The 20,571-nt window shown below is 67.0% G+C and carries 20 protein-coding genes; 10 read left to right on the top strand and 10 right to left on the bottom strand.

Annotated features, from left to right (window positions below; translation table 11 throughout):
• Nucleotides 1–19 precede the first annotated feature (19 nt).
• The 3 genes from eccA to ACWDPV_RS05345 all read left to right on the top strand — a co-directional run bounded on the left by eccA (nucleotide 20) and on the right by ACWDPV_RS05345 (nucleotide 3,289).
• Nucleotides 20–1,816, top strand: coding sequence for a type VII secretion AAA-ATPase EccA (eccA, locus tag ACWDPV_RS05335; RefSeq protein WP_449742070.1), 1,797 nt, complete (start codon nucleotides 20–22; stop codon nucleotides 1,814–1,816).
• Complete coding sequence (locus ACWDPV_RS05340; protein WP_449742071.1) at nucleotides 1,813–2,229, top strand: hypothetical protein; 417 nt, start codon at nucleotides 1,813–1,815, stop codon at nucleotides 2,227–2,229. The genes eccA and ACWDPV_RS05340 overlap by 4 nt, the downstream gene beginning before the upstream one ends.
• A gap of 148 nt (nucleotides 2,230–2,377) precedes the next feature.
• Nucleotides 2,378–3,289 carry a YVTN family beta-propeller repeat protein gene (locus ACWDPV_RS05345; protein ID WP_449742072.1) on the top strand — a complete coding sequence of 304 codons (912 nt, stop codon included), beginning with the start codon at nucleotides 2,378–2,380 and terminating at the stop codon, nucleotides 3,287–3,289.
• On the opposite strand, the gene ACWDPV_RS05350 is transcribed toward ACWDPV_RS05345, so the two are convergent.
• Nucleotides 3,258–3,695 carry an SgcJ/EcaC family oxidoreductase gene (locus ACWDPV_RS05350; protein ID WP_449742073.1) on the bottom strand — a complete coding sequence of 146 codons (438 nt, stop codon included), beginning with the start codon at nucleotides 3,693–3,695 and terminating at the stop codon, nucleotides 3,258–3,260. The genes ACWDPV_RS05345 and ACWDPV_RS05350 overlap by 32 nt on opposite strands.
• Nucleotides 3,696–3,856: 161 nt before the next feature.
• On the opposite strand from ACWDPV_RS05350, the gene ACWDPV_RS05355 reads away from it, so the two are divergent.
• Complete coding sequence (locus tag ACWDPV_RS05355; RefSeq protein ID WP_449742074.1) at nucleotides 3,857–6,151, top strand: Ig-like domain-containing protein; 2,295 nt, start codon at nucleotides 3,857–3,859, stop codon at nucleotides 6,149–6,151.
• 22 nt (nucleotides 6,152–6,173) lie between these two features.
• Here the strand turns inward: ACWDPV_RS05355 and ACWDPV_RS05360 are convergent, their stop codons facing one another.
• The 3 genes from ACWDPV_RS05360 to cysD are packed head-to-tail and all read right to left on the bottom strand — an operon-like array spanning nucleotide 6,174 to nucleotide 9,768.
• Nucleotides 6,174–6,932 carry a 3'(2'),5'-bisphosphate nucleotidase CysQ gene (locus tag ACWDPV_RS05360; RefSeq protein ID WP_449742075.1) on the bottom strand — a complete coding sequence of 253 codons (759 nt, stop codon included), beginning with the start codon at nucleotides 6,930–6,932 and terminating at the stop codon, nucleotides 6,174–6,176.
• Between the two features lie 20 nt (nucleotides 6,933–6,952).
• Complete coding sequence (cysC, locus tag ACWDPV_RS05365; protein ID WP_449742076.1) at nucleotides 6,953–8,833, bottom strand: adenylyl-sulfate kinase; 1,881 nt, start codon at nucleotides 8,831–8,833, stop codon at nucleotides 6,953–6,955.
• On the bottom strand, nucleotides 8,833–9,768 hold the full coding sequence (gene cysD, locus ACWDPV_RS05370) for a sulfate adenylyltransferase subunit CysD (protein ID WP_449742077.1): 936 nt from the start codon (nucleotides 9,766–9,768) through the stop codon (nucleotides 8,833–8,835). The genes cysC and cysD overlap by 1 nt, the downstream gene beginning before the upstream one ends.
• A gap of 135 nt (nucleotides 9,769–9,903) precedes the next feature.
• On the opposite strand from cysD, the gene ACWDPV_RS05375 reads away from it, so the two are divergent.
• Genes ACWDPV_RS05375 through ACWDPV_RS05395 form a run of 5 tightly spaced genes read left to right on the top strand, consistent with a single transcriptional unit; the run spans nucleotide 9,904 to nucleotide 14,975 of the window.
• Nucleotides 9,904–10,731, top strand: coding sequence for a MarR family transcriptional regulator (locus tag ACWDPV_RS05375; RefSeq protein ID WP_449742433.1), 828 nt, complete (start codon nucleotides 9,904–9,906; stop codon nucleotides 10,729–10,731).
• A gap of 56 nt (nucleotides 10,732–10,787) precedes the next feature.
• The gene (locus ACWDPV_RS05380) at nucleotides 10,788–11,705 is read left to right on the top strand and encodes an enoyl-CoA hydratase (RefSeq protein WP_348804729.1); all 918 of its coding nucleotides are present in this window, start codon (nucleotides 10,788–10,790) and stop codon (nucleotides 11,703–11,705) included.
• Between the two features lies 1 nt (nucleotide 11,706).
• Nucleotides 11,707–12,873, top strand: a complete 1,167-nt coding sequence (locus tag ACWDPV_RS05385) for an acyl-CoA dehydrogenase family protein (protein WP_348804728.1) — start codon at nucleotides 11,707–11,709, stop codon at nucleotides 12,871–12,873.
• Nucleotides 12,874–12,876: 3 nt separating this feature from the next.
• Entirely contained in the window at nucleotides 12,877–13,848 is a 972-nt protein-coding gene (locus ACWDPV_RS05390) for an acyl-CoA dehydrogenase (RefSeq protein WP_348808742.1), read from the top strand.
• Entirely contained in the window at nucleotides 13,845–14,975 is a 1,131-nt protein-coding gene (locus ACWDPV_RS05395) for an acyl-CoA dehydrogenase family protein (protein ID WP_348804726.1), read from the top strand. Before ACWDPV_RS05390 ends, ACWDPV_RS05395 begins: the two co-directional genes overlap by 4 nt.
• 56 nt (nucleotides 14,976–15,031) lie before the next feature.
• Here ACWDPV_RS05395 and ACWDPV_RS05400 read toward each other — a convergent pair whose 3' ends face one another.
• Nucleotides 15,032–15,661 (bottom strand): TMEM175 family protein, encoded by a 630-nt coding sequence (locus tag ACWDPV_RS05400; protein ID WP_348804725.1) that lies wholly within the window; start codon nucleotides 15,659–15,661, stop codon nucleotides 15,032–15,034.
• Between the two features lie 31 nt (nucleotides 15,662–15,692).
• Entirely contained in the window at nucleotides 15,693–16,493 is an 801-nt protein-coding gene (locus tag ACWDPV_RS05405) for a helix-turn-helix domain-containing protein (protein ID WP_348804724.1), read from the bottom strand.
• Between the two features lie 66 nt (nucleotides 16,494–16,559).
• Here ACWDPV_RS05405 and ACWDPV_RS05410 point away from each other — a divergent pair, with 66 nt between their 5' ends.
• Nucleotides 16,560–16,916, top strand: coding sequence for a hypothetical protein (locus tag ACWDPV_RS05410; protein ID WP_449742078.1), 357 nt, complete (start codon nucleotides 16,560–16,562; stop codon nucleotides 16,914–16,916).
• On the opposite strand, the gene ACWDPV_RS05415 is transcribed toward ACWDPV_RS05410, so the two are convergent.
• From ACWDPV_RS05415 to hsaB, 4 genes are read right to left on the bottom strand one after another with little or no spacing between them, the layout of a single operon-like run.
• Nucleotides 16,871–18,013, bottom strand: coding sequence for a sulfotransferase family protein (locus ACWDPV_RS05415; protein WP_348808741.1), 1,143 nt, complete (start codon nucleotides 18,011–18,013; stop codon nucleotides 16,871–16,873). The two genes, ACWDPV_RS05410 and ACWDPV_RS05415, sit on opposite strands and share 46 nt — an antisense overlap.
• Complete coding sequence (locus ACWDPV_RS05420) at nucleotides 18,006–18,797, bottom strand: SDR family oxidoreductase (protein ID WP_348808740.1); 792 nt, start codon at nucleotides 18,795–18,797, stop codon at nucleotides 18,006–18,008. The genes ACWDPV_RS05415 and ACWDPV_RS05420 overlap by 8 nt, the downstream gene beginning before the upstream one ends.
• The gene (locus ACWDPV_RS05425; RefSeq protein ID WP_348804720.1) at nucleotides 18,794–20,002 is read right to left on the bottom strand and encodes a hypothetical protein; all 1,209 of its coding nucleotides are present in this window, start codon (nucleotides 20,000–20,002) and stop codon (nucleotides 18,794–18,796) included. Before ACWDPV_RS05425 ends, ACWDPV_RS05420 begins: the two co-directional genes overlap by 4 nt.
• Nucleotides 19,999–20,571 (bottom strand): 3-hydroxy-9,10-secoandrosta-1,3,5(10)-triene-9,17-dione monooxygenase reductase subunit, encoded by a 573-nt coding sequence (gene hsaB / locus ACWDPV_RS05430; RefSeq protein WP_348804719.1) that lies wholly within the window; start codon nucleotides 20,569–20,571, stop codon nucleotides 19,999–20,001. The genes ACWDPV_RS05425 and hsaB overlap by 4 nt, the downstream gene beginning before the upstream one ends.

Here is a 20,571-nt window from a genome sequence, read left to right on the forward strand (position 1 = left end):
CACGGGTGGGGGGGATCGCATGGTCGACGTCGGCAGGGCACGGCAATTGTTCGAACTCGGCGTTCTGTCGCTGGGCATTCGGGTCGAGGGCACGGAGCCCGTCGACAATCCCGACCAGGCGGCCAAGGCGTTCGCGCGGGCCAGCGAATGGGATCCCCGGATGGCCGACGCGTGGATCGGTCGGCTCGCCTGCACCATCGGCACCCACAGCGACACCGCCGACGAGACACTGCTGGCCATCTACCGCCACCGCGACGCGATCGGCATCGAGCAGCGGCGTCTGGGGCTGCCGCCCGGCACGCTCGTCGGCCGCTGGTACACCGGCATGTTCATCGACTATCCGCTCGTCGACGCCGCCCACGCCGCTTGCGCCTACGCCGCCACCCTGATCCGGGGCCGCGACCTGGCCGGGGCGTCCGACGTCCTCGACGCGATACCCGTCACCGCTCCGATCATCGAGTTCATGCGCGGAGTGCTGCACTTCTCGGCGCAACGCTGGCCGGATGTGCTCTCGGCGGTGTCGGGCGCCGAGCGATGGACCGATGAGTACCTGCGTACCGCCGCCGACTACATGGCCGGAAGCGCCTGCGTCCAACTGGGCATGTTCGGTGAGGGCGCACGCCGCCTCCAGCACGCCATCGAGGGGCCGATCCCCGCGTGCGCGACGCGCGCGCTCTATGCGCTCGGGCTCGCACTGCGGGAGACCGGTCAGGAGGACAAGGGCCGATCGATGTTCGAGCAGGCAGTCGCCCGGGATCCCGGCTTCACCGCCGCGGCCACCGCGATGCGCAATCCCGGCATCCGCGTCACGGTCACCACCGCCGACGAGATCGACGCCCGCAGCGATCGATGGGACCCGGCCTCCGCACAGCAGCCAATCGCGCCCGATGACGAACATGGCGGCACCGGTGAGGATCTCGTGGCCGATGCGCAACGCGAACTCGATGCCCAAATCGGGCTGACCACGGTCAAGGAGCAGGTTGCGAAATTGAAGTCGGCTGCGACACTGGCGAAGGTGCGTGCCGACCGCGGCCTGTCCACCTCCGCCCGCAGCCTGCACCTGGCCTTCACCGGACCTCCGGGCACCGGCAAGACCACCGTTGCCCGGGTGATCGCGAAACTGTACTGCGGACTGGGATTCATCGCCACCGACAAGGTGGTCGAGGCCACCCGTCGCGACCTCGTCGGCGAACATCTCGGCAGCACCGCCATCAAGACGTCGGCGCTCATCGACTCCGCGATGGACGGCGTGTTGTTCATCGACGAGGCGTATACCCTGATCCAGCAAGGACTTTCCGGCGGCGATGCCTTCGGCCGCGAAGCCGTCGACACCCTGCTGGCCCGGATGGAGGACGATCGCGATCGCCTGGTGGTGATCATCGCCGGGTATGACTCCGAGATCGATCGATTCCTCGCCGCCAACGACGGTCTCGCCTCGCGGTTCGGCCGGCGCGTCCGCTTCGATTCCTACACCCCCGCCGAGCTCGCGCAGATCGGCGAGTACCTGGCCGCACGTCGCGACTCGGTCCTCACCCCGGACGCCATGGCCGAGCTCGAACTCGCTTGCACTCCCCTTTATCACGATGTGCAACAAAATCATTCAGGATTCCACCGCGCGACCGACCTGGCCGGTAATGGCCGCTTCATCCGCAATATCATCGAGGCCGCCGAAGAAGAACGTGAGTTTCGCCTGTCCGCGTCGGGCGATCTCGAGAATCTATCCCAAGATGATCTGATGCGTATCGAGACAACGGATCTCCGTGCAGCCATCGCATCAGTTCTCTCGGGTCTGCTACCCACCAGGAGTCACGTGTGAAGCTTGCCCAACGAGTCCCACCGGCGGTGGCCGCGGCGGTCATCATCGTCGCCGGGTTCGCCGCGTGCACCGTCGAGGGTGATCCTGTCGCCGATCCCGACGCCACCGGCATCACCACCACCGAGACGACGACCACCACCGATGATTGGGACGAAACAACGACGGAGACAACATCGTCCAGTTCAGAAGCGCCTATCAGTGACGTACCCGCACCGGCGAACGCGACGACGATGACCTGCCGGGAATTCGTGACACTGGATCGTTCGACACAGGTCGCCGTGCTGCGAGCCAACGGTGCCACCGCCGACCCGTCCCGGCTCGGGGTCGTCGTCGACCTGATGTCGGCAAGCTGTCCGGCATTTCCCGACACGACGATCGCCGACATTTTCGCCGGCAACCTCCCGACGAACTGATCCCCTCCCGCCCGATGTCCCCAGAAGTGGGGGCATGTGCCGACGCCCGCCCGCCCTTACCATCAAACTCGGGTCCGGGGAGGGAACCGATCAAGGGGTGGACGACGCGGTGACGATGTCACGAGGGTGGACCGGTGGGCTTCCTACGATGGTCGGGCCACGAATCATCCCGACCGGATGCGGTCCGTTCGGTGTGGCGATCGGAGCCGACGGCCGTACCGCCTATGTCACCAACCATCGCGACAACACGGTCTCCGTGGTGGACACCACGTCCGGGAGTGTGTCGGCCACCATTCCGGTCGGCACCAATCCCACGCTCATCGCCATTGCCGGCAACTCCGCCTATGTGACCAACACCGGTTCGGGCACCGTCTCCGTCATCGACACCGGAGCAGCGAGGGTCGTCGACACCATCGTGGCCGGCACTCAACCGCATTCGGTGACGGCCAGTCCCGGCGGCGAGGCTGTGGCGGTGAGCACCGATGCCGGCACCGTCATGATCGTCGACACCTCGCGGACGACGATCATTCACACGATCACCGTCGGCGCCAACCCCCGCGGAATGGCGATCGGTCACGACGGACACGCCTACATCGCCAACGCCGATTCGAACAGCGTCTCGGTGGTCGACATCGTGTCCGGCACCACCGATGACACCATTTCCGTTGGTGCGCAACCGTACTCCGTGGCGATCACACCCGATGGCCGCACCGTCTTGGTCACCAATGCCGACTCTCGTACGGTCTCGGTCATCGACACGCGTCGGCGCGTCGTGGTCGAGACCATCTTCGTCGACGTCGCTCCGTATTTCGTCGCGACCGCACCCGACGGTGCCATGGCCGTCGTCACCGATCCGAGCGCGGACACCGTCACGATCATCGACGTGGAATCGATGCGGGTGGACGATGCCGTGCCTGTCGGTGCCGGACCCACCGGTGTGACCATCGGATCGACGGGCATCGCGCATGTCACCAACTACTGCGGGAACTCGCTGTCGTTGATCGACCTTGCCACCGGCCCTCGTCACGTCAACCCTGTTGTCCCGGAAGGGTGCCGGTGATCGGCGTGTTCTGACCCGCCGCCACCCACCACCGCCCGTCGCGTTCGGCGAGGACGTACATCGCCATTTCGGAGAACCCGCCGTCGACGGCGTGGCGTCCGATCTGGGCGATCACCACACCGGGGGCGGGCGCGAGCACCTGAGCCACCACGCATCGTGACGACGGGGCGACGCGCGCGGGCATCATCGTCCGATGAATCGTGTTCAGATCCGTGAAGCCTTGCAGCACCTGACCTTTGGGGGTCCCCCAGAGGATGTCGTCGGCGAACATGGCATCGTAGGTGTCGGCCTCGGCGTCATCGAGTCCGCGCTGCAGATGGTCGAGCAAGGCGTCGACCGCGTCGTCGATACCCGCCTGCCGGTGATGCAGCGCCGGTCGTGTCAGAGAATTGTGCGATGAGGTCATGCATCCCGACGGTAGAACCTCAACCGCGCTTGAGGTCAAGGCGGCAGCGATGGACTCGGGACAGGTATGCCCCCCAAAGAGGGGGCTTTCCGGCCTCTCAGCCACATCTTAGGTTCACACCAAGGGCCGGCGACCACGCCGCCACGACGAGAGGATTGGCGATGACCCGCCATCGTGTTACCGGACGTGCAACGCGAACCCGCCGAGCAGCCGCCGGGGTCGGCGTCGGAGCGGCATTGCTCTTCGGCGCGCCCGCCTTGATCGATCTCGGAGCCGTCGCCCATGCCGACACCGAAACCGGTACAACACATCCCGACACAAACGGATCGGCGGAAACCGACGCGTCCTCGGATGCCGCGAGTATCCCGGAGCCGACGAGCAGCTCCGCCCCGGCGACCGATGCGGAGCCGGCACCTGCCACCGAGGACACCGGACCTGCAGTCGAGTCCGTGCCCACCACCGACTCCGCACCCGTCACGCAGTCCACTCCCGAAACTCCCGAGGCCACTGAACCGACCCCGGAAACCTCAGCCGCGGTAGCCGACTCGTCGACGACGTCGTCTCCGGCCGCGATCATTACGCCCGACCGAACGCCATCGATCGAGACACCACCCGAACCGTCAGACGCATCGCCGACGACGCCCGGCTCCGACAGCAACGCCGACAACCCTGCCGCCGAAAGTGCCACCGAAACACCGACTCCTGCAGACGCCGAACGCGCCGCCGTGGCATTCGCAGCCGCCGACGTCACCGCACCCACCGACACCGCGCCCGTCATCGCCACCGGCCCAGCGCCCTACACCGTCGACGAGGGCGGCAACCGTGTCGTCAACACGCCCACCGCCGTCGTCGCCGCCGTCCTCGGCCTGTTCGGCTGGAACCCGCTGGCCGCCTCCGAACCCGGCACCCCCGCACCCACACCAGCCCTCGGATTCCTCTGGGCCGCATGGCAATCGGTCAACCGGCGGTACCTCAACTCCCACCCCGCCCTCGCCCCGAGCGGTCAGACCACCACCGACGGCGTCACCACCGGCAGCCTCGGCGCCACCGACCCCGACGGCGACACCCTGACCTACACCCTGACCACCGCTCCCACTCACGGCACCGTCGTCATCCACGCCGACGGCACCTACACCTACATCCCCGACGCCGACTACGCCCACGACCTCGCCGCCGACCCGACCCTGCCGGGCACCGACGCCTTCACCATCACCGCCACCGACGGTGCCGATCAGCACTTGTTCTCCGCCACAACACAATCCGGCTCACAGACCACCATCACCGTGCCCATCGGCGCGGCCAACAACACACCGAGCGCGACGGTCGAGGTCACAGGGACCTCCACCAGCAGCAACATCATCCTGCCGGCAGGCGCCCACACCGTGGTGATGAACTCCGACGGCACCCGCGCCTACGTCACGACACCGACGACCAACAGCGTGGCGATCATCGACACCGCGACCGGCCAGATCCTGATGACCGTGCCGGTGGGCGCAACCCCGCAGAGCGTCATCCTCGCACCTGACGGCCTCACCGCCTACGTGGTCAACCGGGACTCGGACTCGGTGTCGGTGGTCGACACGACCGGAGGCACGGTCACCTCGACCATCCCGGTCGGCGACGGCCCACTCGACATCGCGTTGTCCGCCGACGGCTCGTATGCCTATGTGACGAACCAGGGTTCGGGCACCATCTCGGTCATCGACACCGCCGCCGGGACCGTGACCGACACCATCGACGTGGGCAGAGCGCCCCGCCAGATCGCGGTGAGCGCCGACGGTTCACGCGCCTACCTCACGTCGTATGGGTCTTCTCGGATCACCGTCGTCGACACGTTCGGCAAGACGATCCTCGGCACCACCGCCGTCGGCCCCAATCCGACCGATGTAGCGCTGAATGGCGATGGATCGACCCTGTATGTGACTTCGAACAACGGCTACCTGACCACCATCGACACCGCCACGACGGGAATAGTCGACGCCAACGAATTGGGTGGGTACTTACTGGGCGTCACCCTCAACCAGGATGGGTCACGAGCCTTCGTGACCGACTACGCCACCGGCAAGGTCAGGGTCGTCGACACCGCCACCGGGACCGTCGTCGGCGATCTGTTCACCTGGGCCGGACCGGTCACCTCCGCAGTCAGCCCGGATGGGTCGTCGGTGTACGTCGCCAACAGCGGCTCGAACGCGCTGTCGGTCCTCCGCCAGAGTGTCACCGGCACCGTTACCGGCTCCGACATCGACGGCGACACCCTCACCTACGCGATCACCACTACCCCCACGCACGGCATCGCCACCGTCGACCCGGCCACCGGCGCCTGGACCTACACCAGCAACGACGCTCTCGCGATCACCGACGACACCTTCACCGTCACCGTCTCCGACGGCCACGGCGGCACCACGCAGCAACTGATCACCGTCGGCGACGCCCTCACAGTCGGCGACGAGGTCTGAGCCAACCCTCCATTCAGAGGCCTCAGCCAGCCGACGTCACCGCAATGATCTTGTCCCGCAACTCCGGTCGGCAGATGACGAGATCGGGCAGGTACGTGTCGTCGCGGTTGTACACCAACGGCGAACCGTCGATCCGACCGCACCACAGTCCTTTTGCCTGCGCGACGGCCACCGGGGCGGCCGAGTCCCATTCGTACTGCCCACCGGCGTGCACGTAGGCGTCGGCCTCCCCGCGCACCACGGCCATCACCTTGGCACCGGCCGACCCCATCTGCAGCACCTCACCGCCGATCGCGTCGGCGACCGGTTGCGAGAAGGCCGGTGGCCGTGAGCCACTCACCACCACACGGGGCCGATCACCTTTCGGCTGCGACGCCAAACCGTGGGTGGGTTCGATCACCGTGTCGTCGTCGACGTAGGTGATTCCCAACGCGGGCAGTGCCACCGCACCGGCGATCAGTTCACCGCCGTTAACCGACGACCACAACGCCACATGCACAGCCCAGTCGGTGCGCCCGGGCATGCCGTATTCGCGCGTGCCGTCGACGGGATCGACGATCCACACCCGATCGGCGTGCAGGCGGGACTTGTCGTCGGCGGATTCCTCGGACAGCACCGCGTCCTCGGGACGTCGGTTGGCCAACTGCGCCATCAGGAACTCGTTGGAGCGCATGTCGCCCTCCTTGCCGAGTTGTTTGCCCGCCAGTCCGCCGGCGCGGATCTGCAGCAGCAATTCGCCTGCCGCGGTGGCGAGATCACCCGCGAGTGCGCGGTCGTCCATCACATCTCCTCCAGATCGGTTTACAGTCCCAGGTTCCGCAGCACCGCGTCGGCGGCCTCGGCCGGGGCACCGTCGTCGGGGGTGACGACGATGTCGGCGTGTTCGGGACGCTCATACGGTGAGTCGATTCCGGTGAACTGACTGATCTCACCGCGTCGCGCCTTCGCGTACAACCCTTTCGGGTCGCGTCGTTCGCATTCTTCCAGCGAGGTGTCGACGAAGACCTCAAAGAACGGCAGACCGCGTTCGGTGTGGATCTCCCGGGCCCGGGTGCGTTCGTCGGTGAACGGCGAGATCAGCGAGACGATGGCCACCGCCCCGGAGTCGGCGAACAGTGCCGCCACCTCCGCGGTACGGCGAATGTTCTCGCGTCGGTCGTCGTCGCTGAACCCCAGATCGGAGTTGAGCCCGTGCCGCAGGTTGTCGCCGTCCATCAGGTAGGCGGGGCGTCCCTCGGCGACGAAGCGTCGCTCGAGTTCGGACGCGAGAGACGACTTGCCCGAACCGGACAGGCCGGTCAGCCAGATCGTCGCACCGGCGTGCGGTCGGTGCTCGCGGGTGACCTTGGTGGTCTGCCAGACGATGTGACTGTCGTGGCTCACCGGTGCGGTGATCATGCCCGCGCCGACGGTCTTGTTGTTCGCGGTGTCGATGAGGATGAAGCTGCCGGTCTCCCGGTTGCGCCGGTACGAATCGAACATCACCGGCTGCTGCGTGCGCAGGGTGAGACGAGCGATCTCGTTGAGCCGCAGCGATGTTGCCGACTCATCGCGATGCAGCGTGTTGACGTCGAGCCGGTAGGTCAGTCCGGTGATCTCCACGCGCGTCGCGCGGGTGCCGATCTGCATCTCGAACCGGCTGTGCTCACCCAGGGTGGTGTCGTCGGCGAACCAGCACACCATCGCGTCGATGTCGCGGCCGACGTACGGCCGGTTGTTGGGACGCGCCAACATGTCCCCGCGGACGATGTCGATCTCGTCGGCGAGCTCGATCGAACACGCCATGGACGCGAATGCCTCGTCGACCTTGGTGCCGCCGGGTCCCCAGATATCGGTGATGGTGGTGGTGAAACCTCCGGGCAGCACCACGATCTCGTCGCCGCGCGCGAAGACGCCACCGGCGACCGTCCCCGCGTAGGCGCGATGGTCGGCACCGTCGGCACGCTGCGGACGGATCACGTACTGCACCGGCATCCGCGCGTCGATGAGATTGCGATCCGACGCGATGTGCACATTCTCCAAGTGCGACAGCAGCGTTCGGCCCCCGTACCAGTCCATCTCCGACGATGGATCCACCACGTTGTCGCCGCGCAGCGCCGAGATCGGGATGAAGGTCAGATCACCGACGTTCAGCTTCGCGGCGAAATCGACGAAATCCGAACAGATCTCGTTGAATCGATCACGTGACCAGTCGACGAGATCCATCTTGTTCACGCAGATCGTCAGGTGCGGAATGCCGAGCAACGACGACAGGAAGGCGTGCCGACGGGTCTGCTCCAGCACCCCCTTGCGGGCATCGATCAGAATGATCGCGAGGTCCGCGGTCGAGGCGCCGGTCACCATGTTGCGGGTGTACTGCACGTGTCCGGGCGTGTCGGCGATGATGAATTTCCGTCGCGGAGTGGAGAAGTACCGGTAGGCGACGTCAATGGTGATGCCCTGTTCCCGCTCGGCACGTAGGCCGTCGGTGAGCAAGGCGAGGTTCGCGTACTCGTCGCCGCGTTCAACGCTGGTGCGCTCGATGGACTCCAGCTGGTCGGTGAAGATCGATTTGGCGTCGTAGAGCAGCCGGCCGATCAGCGTGGACTTGCCGTCGTCGACCGAACCCGCGGTGGCCAGACGCAGGAGTTCGCCTGAGGCGCCGACGATCTGGGCCCCACCGGCGGATGTATCCGCAGTCATCAGAAGTACCCTTCCTTCTTGCGATCCTCCATGCCGGCCTCGGAGATCCGGTCGTCGGCGCGCGTGGCACCGCGTTCGGTGACCCGGGTGGCGGCCACCTCCTCGATCACCTTGGCCACGGTGTCGGCGTCCGACAGCACGCATCCGGTACACGTCGCGTCACCGACGGTCCGGAACCGGACACGTTCGGTGTGCGCCTGTTCGCCTGGCAGACGCTCGAGAAAACGGTTGTCCGCCAACAGCATTCCGTCACGCGGGATCACCTGCCGATCATGCGCGTAGTAGATCGACGGCAGCTCGATGTGCTGTTCGGCGATGTACTGCCAGATGTCGAGTTCGGTCCAGTTGCTCAGCGGGAAAACCCTGATGTGTTCACCCTTGTGGTGGCGTCCGTTGTACAGGTGCCACAGTTCGGGACGCTGGGCTCGCGGGTCCCAGGCGCCGAACTCGTCACGGAAACTGAAGACCCGTTCCTTGGCGCGAGCCTTCTCTTCGTCACGCCGCGCGCCGCCGAACACGGCGTCGAAGCGGTTCTCGGCGATCCCCCGCAACAGGGCCGTGGTCTGCAGTCTGTTGCGGCTGGCGCCCGGACCGGTCTGCTCGACCACCCGCCCGGCGTCGATGTCATCCTGCACCGAACTGACGATCAGGCGCACGCCGGTCTGCTCGACCACCTGATCGCGGAAGGAGATGACCTCGTCGAAATTGTGTCCGGTATCGACGTGCATCAGTGCGAACGGGATGGGCGCCGGCCAGAAGGCCCGGCGCGCGAGGTGGAACATCACCACCGAGTCCTTGCCGCCGGAGAAGAGAAGTACCGGCCGCTCGAAAGTGGCCGCCACCTCGCGGAAGATGTACACCGACTCGGCCTCGAGGGCATCGAGGTGACTCAGCTCGTAATGAATCCGGCCCGCTGACGCCGACGACCCTGCCACACTAGACTCCCTTGACACGTCGAATATTCGACACCCAGTATTGACTATGTGACGGACACGCTAGGCGAGAGACGTTCCGACGGTCAACCACCCGACCGCAGGTCCCCATCGCCACCCACCGGACGCACCGTCGAGATCGTGACGGTGATCGCGGACGACGGCCCACTGACCCTCGCCGACATTGTCCGCCGAACCCGGCACTCGCGTGCGACAGCACACGCGGTCGTCAGCGAATTGGCAGCCCGCGGCTGGGTGAACCGATCGGGCGACGGCCACTTCACCGTCGGCCCCGCCCTCGGAGACCTCGCGATGTCGATCGCGCACGCCGATCCCGTGAGCCGGTTCGCACGGCCGGTTCTCGAAGACCTCGCCGCGGAGCTGGCCATGGATTGCTTCGTCGCCCGCCGCACCGGCGGCGAGGTGACCATCGTCGAGAGCGTCTCCACCACCGCGCCATCCCGGCATCACGAGTGGCCTGCCACGGGTGCGACGATGCCGCTGCGCCCACCCGTCTGCCGCGAGTTCGTCGCCTGGGAGACCCCCGAGGCACGCGCCGCCTGGATCGCCCGCGCCCCCGCCGCCCTCCGGACGCGGCTCGGCTTGGCCCTCGACGCGGTCCGCGCCCGGGGCGTCGCCATCGAGCGGATGACCGACGAGCACGTCACGCTGCTGACCGCACTCGATTCCCTCGACTCGACCGATCTACCTGCCGGAATGCGTCGTCAGATGGGCGAGATCCTGTCGCACCTCACCGCGATCGACTACCTGTCCGACGAGCTACTCGATGGCGCGGACGCGACGATCTCCGCGGTGACCGTGGGCGCCCCGGTCACCGACGCGGCCGGTTCGGTGATCGCGTCGGTCGTCGTCTGCCCCTCGGGGAACCTGACACCGCCCGAACTCCAGCGCGTCGTCGACGCGGCACAGGCCGCGGCCGGTCGATTGTCGGCACCCCGGGGTTGACCGCGGCTCGCGCATCGAACTACCAACCAAGCACTTGCTAGGTTACGCTCGTGGACATGAGCGATGCCGTCATCCCCGCGCCGTTGAGCCCGAACGATCTCGGACCGGACACCTCCCCCGTCGCCTACGAAACGGGAGGGCCCGACGACGCCGTCGCGTATGTGACGCTCAACCGGCCGGAGTACCGCAACGCGCAGAACTCGGTGATGACGTACTCGCTCGACGCGGCGTTCCGTAAGGCCGTCGACGACCCGTCGGTCAAGGTCATCGTGCTGCGGGCCAACGGCAAGCACTTCTCGGCCGGTCACGACATCGGCACCCCCGAACGCGACTTCGACACGTTCTACGAGAACGCGGCGGTCCTGCATTGGGACCACACCGACAAGACCGGGGCCGATCAGCGCCTGGCCCGGGAGATGGAGGTGTACATGGGGATGTGCCGCCGGTGGCGTGACATCCCCAAACCGATGATCGCCCAGGTGCACGGTGCCTGCATCGCCGGTGGCCTGATGCTCGCCTGGGTCTGCGATTTCATCGTCGCCTCCGACGATGCGTTCTTCTCCGATCCGGTGGCCCGCATGGGTATTCCCGGCGTCGAGTACTTCGCCCACGCATACGTCCTCGGCGCGCGTCGCGCCAAGGAGATCCTGTTCACCGGTGAACGGTTCACCGCCACCCAGGCCGCCGACTGGGGCATGGTGAATCACGTCGTCGAGCGGGATGGCCTGGCCGGCAAGGTGAACGGCATCGCCGAGAGGATCGTCGAGATGCCGATGCAGGGCCTGTTCCTGTCGAAGAAGGCCGTCAACATCTGCGAGGACCAGATGGGCATGCGCAATGCGATGGACTCGGTCTTCGGCTGGCATCACTTCGCCCATTCCGCGAATGCCGAGTCCTCCGGCGGGGATTCGCTGGGCGGCATGGACGCCAAGTCGATGAAGACCGCCGCCTCCCCCAACGGCAGCGGAGCCTGACATGGATTTCCTCTTCGACGACGCCGCCGACGCCTTTCGCGCCGAGGTGCGCGCCTGGCTGACCGATCACGTTCCCGCACAGCCCCTTCCGTCGATGGACACCGCCGAGGGTTTCGAGGCGCATCGGCAGTGGGAGGCGACGATGGCCGCCGACCGGATGTCGGTGGTCAGCTGGCCGGAGGAGTTCGGTGGCCGTGACGAACCGCTCCTGCACTGGCTGATCTTCGAGGAGGAGTACTACCGCTCCGGGGCGCCGGGCCGGGTCAGCCAGAACGGCATCTTCCTGTTGGCGCCCACCCTCTTCGAGCATGCGCATCCGGACCAGTTGGCGCGGATCATGCCGCGGATGGCCCGCGCCGACGACATCTGGGGACAGGCGTGGAGTGAGCCGGAGGCCGGGAGCGACCTGGCTTCGCTCCGGTCGACCGCCACCCGCACCGACGGCGGATGGTTGCTCAACGGGCAGAAGACGTGGAGTTCCCGATCGAGCTTCGCCGACTGGGCGTTCGGCCTGTTCCGCAGCGACAAGGCCGCGCAACGCCATAAAGGGTTGACCTACTTCATGTTCGATCTGCGCAGCCCCGGCGTCACGGTTCGTCCGATCGCGCAGCTCGACGGCGAACCCGGATTCGCCGAACTCTTCCTCGAGGATGTCTTCGTCCCCGACGACCCCGGCGCACCAGCCGAGTCCGGGGTGATCGGCGAGGTCGACAACGGATGGCGGGTGGCGATGAGCACCGCCGCCAACGAACGCGGCCTGTCGCTGCGGTCGCCGGGGAGATTCCTGGCCACCACCGACCGCCTGGTCGAGCTGTGGAAGACCCACCGCGACGAGGTCCCGTCCACCGCGGCCACCGACAAGGCGGTCGCCGACGCCTGGATCGGTTCCCGCGCATACGAACTCTCGACGTATCAGACGGTCAGTCGTCTCGCCGCCGGCGGGCAGCTCGGCATGGAGTCGTCGATCAACAAGGTGTTCTGGTCGCAGTGGGACATCGCCGCGCACGAGACCGCACTCGACCTGCAGGGCCCACTCGCCGAGGTCGACGACCCGTGGATCGACGGCTACCTGTTCTCCCTATCGGGTCCGATCTACGCCGGCACCAACGAGATTCAGCGCAATGTGATCGCGGAGCGGCTTCTCGGCCTACCGCGGGGAGATCGGTGAGACATGGACTTCCTGTTGTCCGACATCCATGACGACCTCGCGTCGAGCATCGACGGCCTGCTGACCAAGGCCGACAGTCCCGCGGTCGCGCGGGCCTGGGCCGCCGGGGATCGCGAACCGGCGAGGGCGGCATTCGGCCACCTCGCCGACGCCGGGGTGTTCGGCCTGATGATCGACGAGGGCAGCGGGGGTGCTGGTGCCGGCGCCGTCGAAATGGTCGTCGCTGCAGAGCAATTGGGACGTCACGCCGTCCCCGGCCCCCTGGCCGAAACCCTCGCCGTCGTCCCGACGTTGCTCGCCGGGATCGACGACGTCGAGATGCTCTCCGGGATCGCCGAAGGCCGCCTGGTGACCGTGGCGGCCGCACCGTGGGCGCCGATGGCCGCCGACGCGGACGCCGCACACACGATCTATCTGCTGGCCGACGCGACGTTCTCGACCGCCGAGACCGTCAGCACCCATCGGTCCGTGGACCCGGCGCGCACGGTCTCCGAAGTCCGCGCCCGCGACACCATCCAGAGCGGGGTGGCAGGCGCACGGGCAGTCGATCTCGGCGCGCTCGCCACCGCCGCCCAGCTACTCGGTCTGGGGCAGCGCATGCTGGCCATCGCATCGGAGTATGCGTTGGCCCGCAAGCAATTCGGCCGCACCATCGGTACCTTCCAGGCGGTCAAACATCACCTGGCCGACGTGGCGATCGCCGTGGAGATGGCCCGGCCGCTGGTCTACGGCGCCGCCGTGGGCATCGACGGTGGCGCACCCGAGCACACCGACGTCTCCCGCGACGTCTCGGCCGCCAAGGTGGCCGCCTCCGACGCCGCATACCTCGCCTCGCGCAACGCATTACAGGTGCTCGGTGCGATCGGCTACACCGTCGAACACGATCTCTCGATCTACCTGACCAAGACCCGCGCCCTCGTCGGCGCGTGGGGTACGCCGGCACAACACCGGTCCCGCATCCTGGAGACGCTATGAGCACCACCGTCGACCAACCCGCTGTCAACAATCCTGCTGGAGCGGAGCCGATCTCCGCCGAGGATCGTGAGGCGCTACGCGAGTCGGTCGCCTCCCTGCTCGCGCAGCGCTCCGATTCCGCGGCGGTGCGACGGGCGATGACGCGGACACCGCGAATCGACCAGACACTCTGGCAGACACTGAGTTCCGAGATCGGTGTGGCCGCCCTACCGATCGCGGAGAACGTCGGTGGCGCCGGTGCCACCTTCGTCGAGACCGGTATCGTCCTCGAGGAACTCGGTGCGACACTGGCGATGGTCCCGGTGTTCACCGCGGCGCTGGCCACCGCCGTCCTACACGCCACCGGCGATGATGATGCGGCACAACGACTGCTGCCCGGGATCGCCTCCGGCGAGCAGATCGTCGCCACCTGCTGGGCCGGGCCGTCCGGCTGGTCGGGATCGCCGGGCGTGCGCGCCGAGGCCGGATTGCTTTCGGGCACCGCCCACTACGTCATCGACGGTGAGTGCGCCGATCACTTCCTGGTATTGGCCTCCACCGACTCGGGTATCACCGTCCACGACGTCGACGCGCACGCCGAGGGCGTCACCGTCGCCGCCTTGCCGACCGTCGACCCCACCCGGCCGCTGGCGTCGGTCACATTCGACGAGGTGCCGGCGACCACGATTTCGGCCGGCTCGGGCACCGTCGACCGGGTACGTGCGGCCGCGCGGGCATTGCTGTCCGCCGAGCAGGTCGGCGGCGCCGCGCGGGCGCTTGCGATGACCGTCGACTACAGCCGGGAACGATCCCAGTTCGGTCGGGTCATCGGGTCCTTCCAGGCCCTCAAGCATCGGATGGCCGACATGTACATGCTGGTGGAGACGGCTCTGTCGATGTCGCGGGCGGCGATCGACGCGGTGGCCGCCGACGCTCCGGACGCCCCCGATCTGGCCGCCGCCGCACATGTCTACTGTTCGGAGGCGTTCTCGTCGGTGACCGGTGAGGCGATCCAACTGCACGGCGGCATCGGCATCACCTGGGAGCACGACATCGGCCTGTACTTCAAACGCGCCCACGGTAGTTCGCAATTGTTCGGGCGGCCCCACGAGGTGGTGGGCGAGTTGGTGGCCGAGCTGCGTCGCTGAGCGGGATGATCGGACGACGTCACCCAGACGATCACGCAAGCCCGAGCCCGAGAACACTACCGCCGCGCGTGCGCCACCCGCGTCGTCACCGCGTTCGCGGGTCCGGCGAGGAACAACAGCAGCAATGACCACAGGCCCACGTTCGGAACGAGTGCGGTGACCGCGAATGCCACCGTCAGCATCACGATCGTCCCGAGGTCCGGTGGCGCCGAACGCCACGCATCTCCCTCCGGTGAGGTCTCCATCAACCGCGGGTGCCGTCGACCCCACAGCGACATCGCGATGAGGGTGGCGATCGACACCCACAGCACCACGATGTACATGAGATTCGCACCCTTCAGCTCATGTCCGCTGATCAGCGCCGTCGCGAAGGGCAACACCACGATGGTGAACATCCACACGAAGTGCAGGTCGAAGATCACCCGGTCATAGGCCCGGAAGTACTCCATCATCCGGTGGTGGTTGCGCCACAGTACCCAGATCACCGCGAAACTGATGAGGAATCCGACCACCTCGTCGGAGTGGTCGCGGTACACCTGCCCGACCGTCTCCCCCGCGGTGAGATCGCCGACGACGTCGACCAGTGGGAGGATCAGCAGCGTCAACGCGATCGCGACGACGGCGTCGGTGAACGCGATCAGGCGACGGAAACCCTCCTCGGTCCGTCGCTCCGGAGATTCGGCCATGTGCTCACCGTAGGCGCCCGACGCCTGTTCCTCACGCCGTGTCCGACCCGGCGCGGCGGGACAGGAACTCACGTGTGTGTGCGTCAGCGGGATGAAAGGTCTCGACGGTGAGCTCGGAGATGGTGACATCACGTGCGGAGGTCAGCGCCGCGGCGGTCGAGAAGAAGCGCAGTTCCCCATCGCGGTGCGTCAGGCGCAGCGGCAGGACCACCGCGTCGTCGGCAACCCCGGGTTGCGCATCGGCGTCACCGGTGCCGCCGTAGGTCGACAGTTCGCCGACGAGGCCGTCGAGGGCCGGGTCACCGGTCCGGTCGGCACGACGCCGGACCTGCCCGATCAGATGCGCGCGCACCTCGGCGAGATTGACGATCCGGGGTGCCATCCCTTGCGGATGCAGCGCCAGGCGAATCACATTGACCGGGGCCGCGAGCAGATCGGCGGCGCACCCGTCGAGCAGCACACCGATGGCACCATTGGCCTCCACCATGTTCCAGTGTCTGTCGAGGATCACGGCGGGCGCGGGTTCGACGGCTCGCACCATCTGCGAGAGCTGCCCGCGGACCGCGGCCAGTGCGTCATCGTCGAGGTCGTGATGTGAATATAGCGGCGCGTGTCCGGCGGCCACGAGTATCCGATTGCGTTCGCGCAGTGGGATATCGAGATGATCACTCAGGTGCACCACCATCGCGGTGCTCGGCGTCGAACGCCCGGTCTCGAGGAAACTCAGGTGCCGCGCGCTGACACCTGTCAGCGTCGACAGCGCCAGTTGTGACAGCCCGCTGCGATGTCGCCAGTCGCGCAGTATCTCTCCGGGCCGACCAGAGGTGTTCATGACCTCCAAGGTAATTGACCGCACGCGGCTCCGAGGGGTGCAATGGGCATGGCGAGAGGAGGCCCGATGGACACACCGTCACCGCCGTGGGAACCCGACGTCGCGGTCCCGCGCTGGCTCCGGATCACGATGCGTTCCGACCGGGCGTGGTCGTCGTGGTACATCGTGGCGAGTCTGTTCTTCGCGCCGATCCTGCTCTGGCTGGACACGTGGCCGGTGTTGCGCACCGTCGCGGTGATGGTGATCGCGCTGGCCGGTCTGTGGCTGGGCCTTCTCGGCATCGCGATGGCCACCGACCTGGCCATCGTGCTGCACTCGGGTGCAGAGTTGCCGGAACACTACTGGCGCACCGTGTTCCACGATCTTCCGCCGACGGGTCAGTCGGCGAATGCCGCCGCCACCGACTCCTCGTCGAGTCCGTAATCGGCGAGCCGATAGGTGTGCCGGGGTGCCCGCGCACCCGAGCGGCTCTCCTCGTCGAGGGCGACCATCGCCGCACGCGCCGGCTCGGAGAAGTCGGCGCCCACCGCGTCATACACCTGTTCCACGACACCGAACGGATCGGATCGCAGGTCGGCGAAGTCGATGTCGAGGAACTGGCCTGGGTCGTATCGCTCGCGCGCGGAGGAGAATTCGCGCAGTCCCCGCGACCACAGTTCCAACTGTGACTGACCGATCCGGTCGCCGACGAAGGTCGTCGACCATCCCGGGGTGGCGTGTTCGGCGAGGCTGCACATGGACGCGATGATGGTCTCGGGTGCGCGGTGGGTCTGGATCACCAACGCGTCGGGGTAGGTGGCCATCAGCGCATCGAGGGCGAAGAGATGGCTCGGATTCTTGAGTACCCACCGCTTGTCGCGATCGTTGCTGCCGATCAGCTGCAGGTTGCGCTTGTGTCGCGCGTACGCGGGTGTCCAGTCCTGACCGGCCAGCCAGCGTGAGTAGCTCGGCAGGTAGGCCAGCGACTCATAGGAGATCGACATGATGCTCTGCCGCAACAGTTGCCAGCATTCCTCGACCTCGCCGGCGTCCATGTAGTGCAGTCCGAGGAACTCGGGGTTCTCGACGTGGTGTTGTGCGAAACCGGCGTTGATCTTTTCGTACACCGGGTTGTCGGCCCAGGTGTCGCGTGGCGGTCGGGGCTGGGGGAACTCGCACAGCCACATCTCGAGGCCCTGATGCGCGGGGTCGGCGGTGAGCAGACGATGCAGCGCGGTCGTTCCGGTGCGCGGCAGGCCGGTGACGAAGATCGGGCGGGTGATCTCGACGCCGGCATGGCCCGGATTCGCCTTCCACGACGCCTCGCTGAGCAGGCGCGCCACCAGCGCACCTTTGAGGAAGAACCGGAACATCTTGCTGCCCAGTTCGGTCAGCCCGGCCTCCTCGGCATAGGAGTCGAGCAGGATCTGTAGTGGTTCGCGGTAGGCGCCGTCACCGAAGTCGTCGAGACCCGTTGCCCGGATGGCCGATTCGTGGAGATCGTCGACGGTGCCGACCGAGGTCAGGGTCGATCTAGTCATGGTATTCCCCGCAGTTGACGTCGAGGGTGTGGCCGGTGATGGCGGCAGCCATCGGCGAGGCGAGAAAGACGACGGCGTCGGCGATCTCGTCGGGTTCGGGGAGCCGCTTGAGGTCGGATTTCGCGGCGGTCTGCTCGTACACCTGTTCCGGGGTGATGCCGTACTTGGTGGCGATCTCGCCGAAGTACCACTTGAGCTGATCGTCCCAGATGTAGCCGGGCGCGACGGAGTTGACGCGAATCCCCTTCTCACCGAGTTCGGTGGCGAGGGTCTGCGACATCGCGAGCATCGCCGACTTCGCGAGTTTGTAACTGCCGTAACGCGGTTCGGAGTGCCGGATCACCATCGAGTTGATGTTCACGACGGCGCCCGACCGCTTGGCGAGGGAGTCGGTGAACGCCTTGATCACCCGGAGGGTACCCAGCACCGTCAGGTCGAGACTCGCGGTGATCTGGTCGAAGTCGGTGCGCGACAAGGGTTTCATCGACGGCAGGGCGAACGCGTTGTTGACCAGCACGTCGACGCCACCGAACTCGTCGGTGACCGCGCCGGCGAGCGAGGTCACGGCGTCCTCGTCGGTGATGTCGGTGGGGACCACGAGGCTCGGGCCGTCGATCTCGGCGGCGACCTCCTTGAGCCGGGATTCGGTGCGGGCCGCGAGCACCACCGTCGCTCCGGCCGCGGCCGCGCGCAGGCAGATCGATCGGCCCAGTCCGGGACCCACGCCGGACACCACGACGACCTTGCCGGCGAGCAGTCCGGTGGCCGGCGTGGTGACGGTCATGCGAGCATCCTTTCGGCGAACTGCCGTTGCCGCTGTGCGATTCGCTCCGACCATCCGTGGTCGTCGATGCGGTTCTGTTCGAGGTGGGGCAGGTGATAGTCGAGGTCGCCGATGTCGATGACCTGTGCGCTCGGGCCGAGTTCGGGCGTGATCGGCGTGTCGGTGCGTTGCCACCGGAACTGCAGGATGCCGCGGCGTCGTCCGGTGGTCTCGATCCAGTTGGTGACGCCGGGGTTGCGGTGGGACACCACCATCCGGATCATCCCGTCCGGATCGACCTGTCCCTGAGCGGAATTGAGGCTGGTCTGGTGGTGGACGTAATCCAGCGAGATGTACCAGAGACTCCCGAGCTGGAATCCCTGATACGGCGCAACGGATTTCGGGACGGTGATCACCATCGCCTCGTCGTCGGCGAGCCGATAGTGACCGACCGAGGAGAACTGGGTGGCCAGACCGCCCGGGGTGAGCCGCGGTGGGGTGAAGGTGTTCACCGGTTCGTCGAGGTAGAACCACTTCGGGAAGTTGAACCAGGTGTTGACGCGTGCGGTCAGCATCTTCGCGGCCGTGCGATATCGGCGGACCACGCGGTCGAGGTCGGGTTCGGCGGGTGCCGTCCCGGCGGTGTCGACGCGTTCGATCGCGATCTCCCCCTTGCGGGCCGACCAATCCGAGTACACCTCGCGCACCGACAGTGTCGTCGCACCCTCGGGCAGCACGAACCGGCCCGGCCCCGGTTCGGAGCCGGCCGGCGCGAAGGTGATGTCGAAGTGGCCGTCGTCGTCGATACTCAGGCGCCGATCGTCGAAGGCGTCGTCGCCGCCGGGGACAGCGTCAGGGGTGTAATCCCCGCGCAGCACTTGGAAACTCAGGTCGGCGGTGGTGCCGCGCCGACCCCACACGCGGTAGGTTCCGGTGTCCTCGATGTCGGCGTGCCGGTAGAGGGTGTCCGGGTTGTCCAGGCCCATCTTGGTGTAGGGCCCGGTCGAGGTGACGAACACCGGGTGGGTCAGGTTGCGGGTCCGCACCAGGTGCAGGATCGCCGAGATGCTGCCGGCGAGATAGTCGTAGCCTTCGGCGAGATCATGCTCGTCGACGATGAATTCCGCCGAGGCGATCAACTTCTCGGCCTCGGCGATGGCATCGGTGAAAGGTCGGGTGACGTCGGCGGGGATCGCGACGGCCGGTGACTGCGCGGGGGCGCTCATAGCCAGGTGTCTCCTCCGGTCCAGGTGAGGAAGTTCTCCAACTCGGCCTGGGCCGGTGTCACCCGCGGATGCTCGGTGGACAGGTAACCACCGCGGTAGAACAGCAACGGCTTGTCCTGCAACACATCTCCCAACGTCTGGGCGCGGCCGATGACGATGTGATGATCGCCGCCGTCGGCGACGGTCTCGATGGTGCACTCCACCCAGGTGAGGCAGTGCCGGATCACCGGAAGCCCGGACGGCGACGGATCCCAGGTGACGCCGGCGAATTTGTCGTCGCGGGGCGCACCGAAGTTCGCGCTGACGTCCTGCTGCCGGTTGGAGAGCACGTTGACGCAGAACGCGCCCCGCTCCTCGATCACGCTCCAGGTACGAGAGGTCTTCTGCGGACAGAACAGCACCAGCGGCGGGTCGAGCGACAGCGCCGCGAACGACTGGCAGGCGAAACCGGTGGGCTGATCGTCGGCGGTCAACGTCGTGATGACGGTGACGCCGGTGCAGAACTGGCCCATCGCCGTGCGGAACTGGCGGGAGTCGAAGTCGGCGGAACCGTACGGTGTCGCGCTCAT

The organism is Gordonia sp. NPDC003504 (assembly GCF_053587995.1).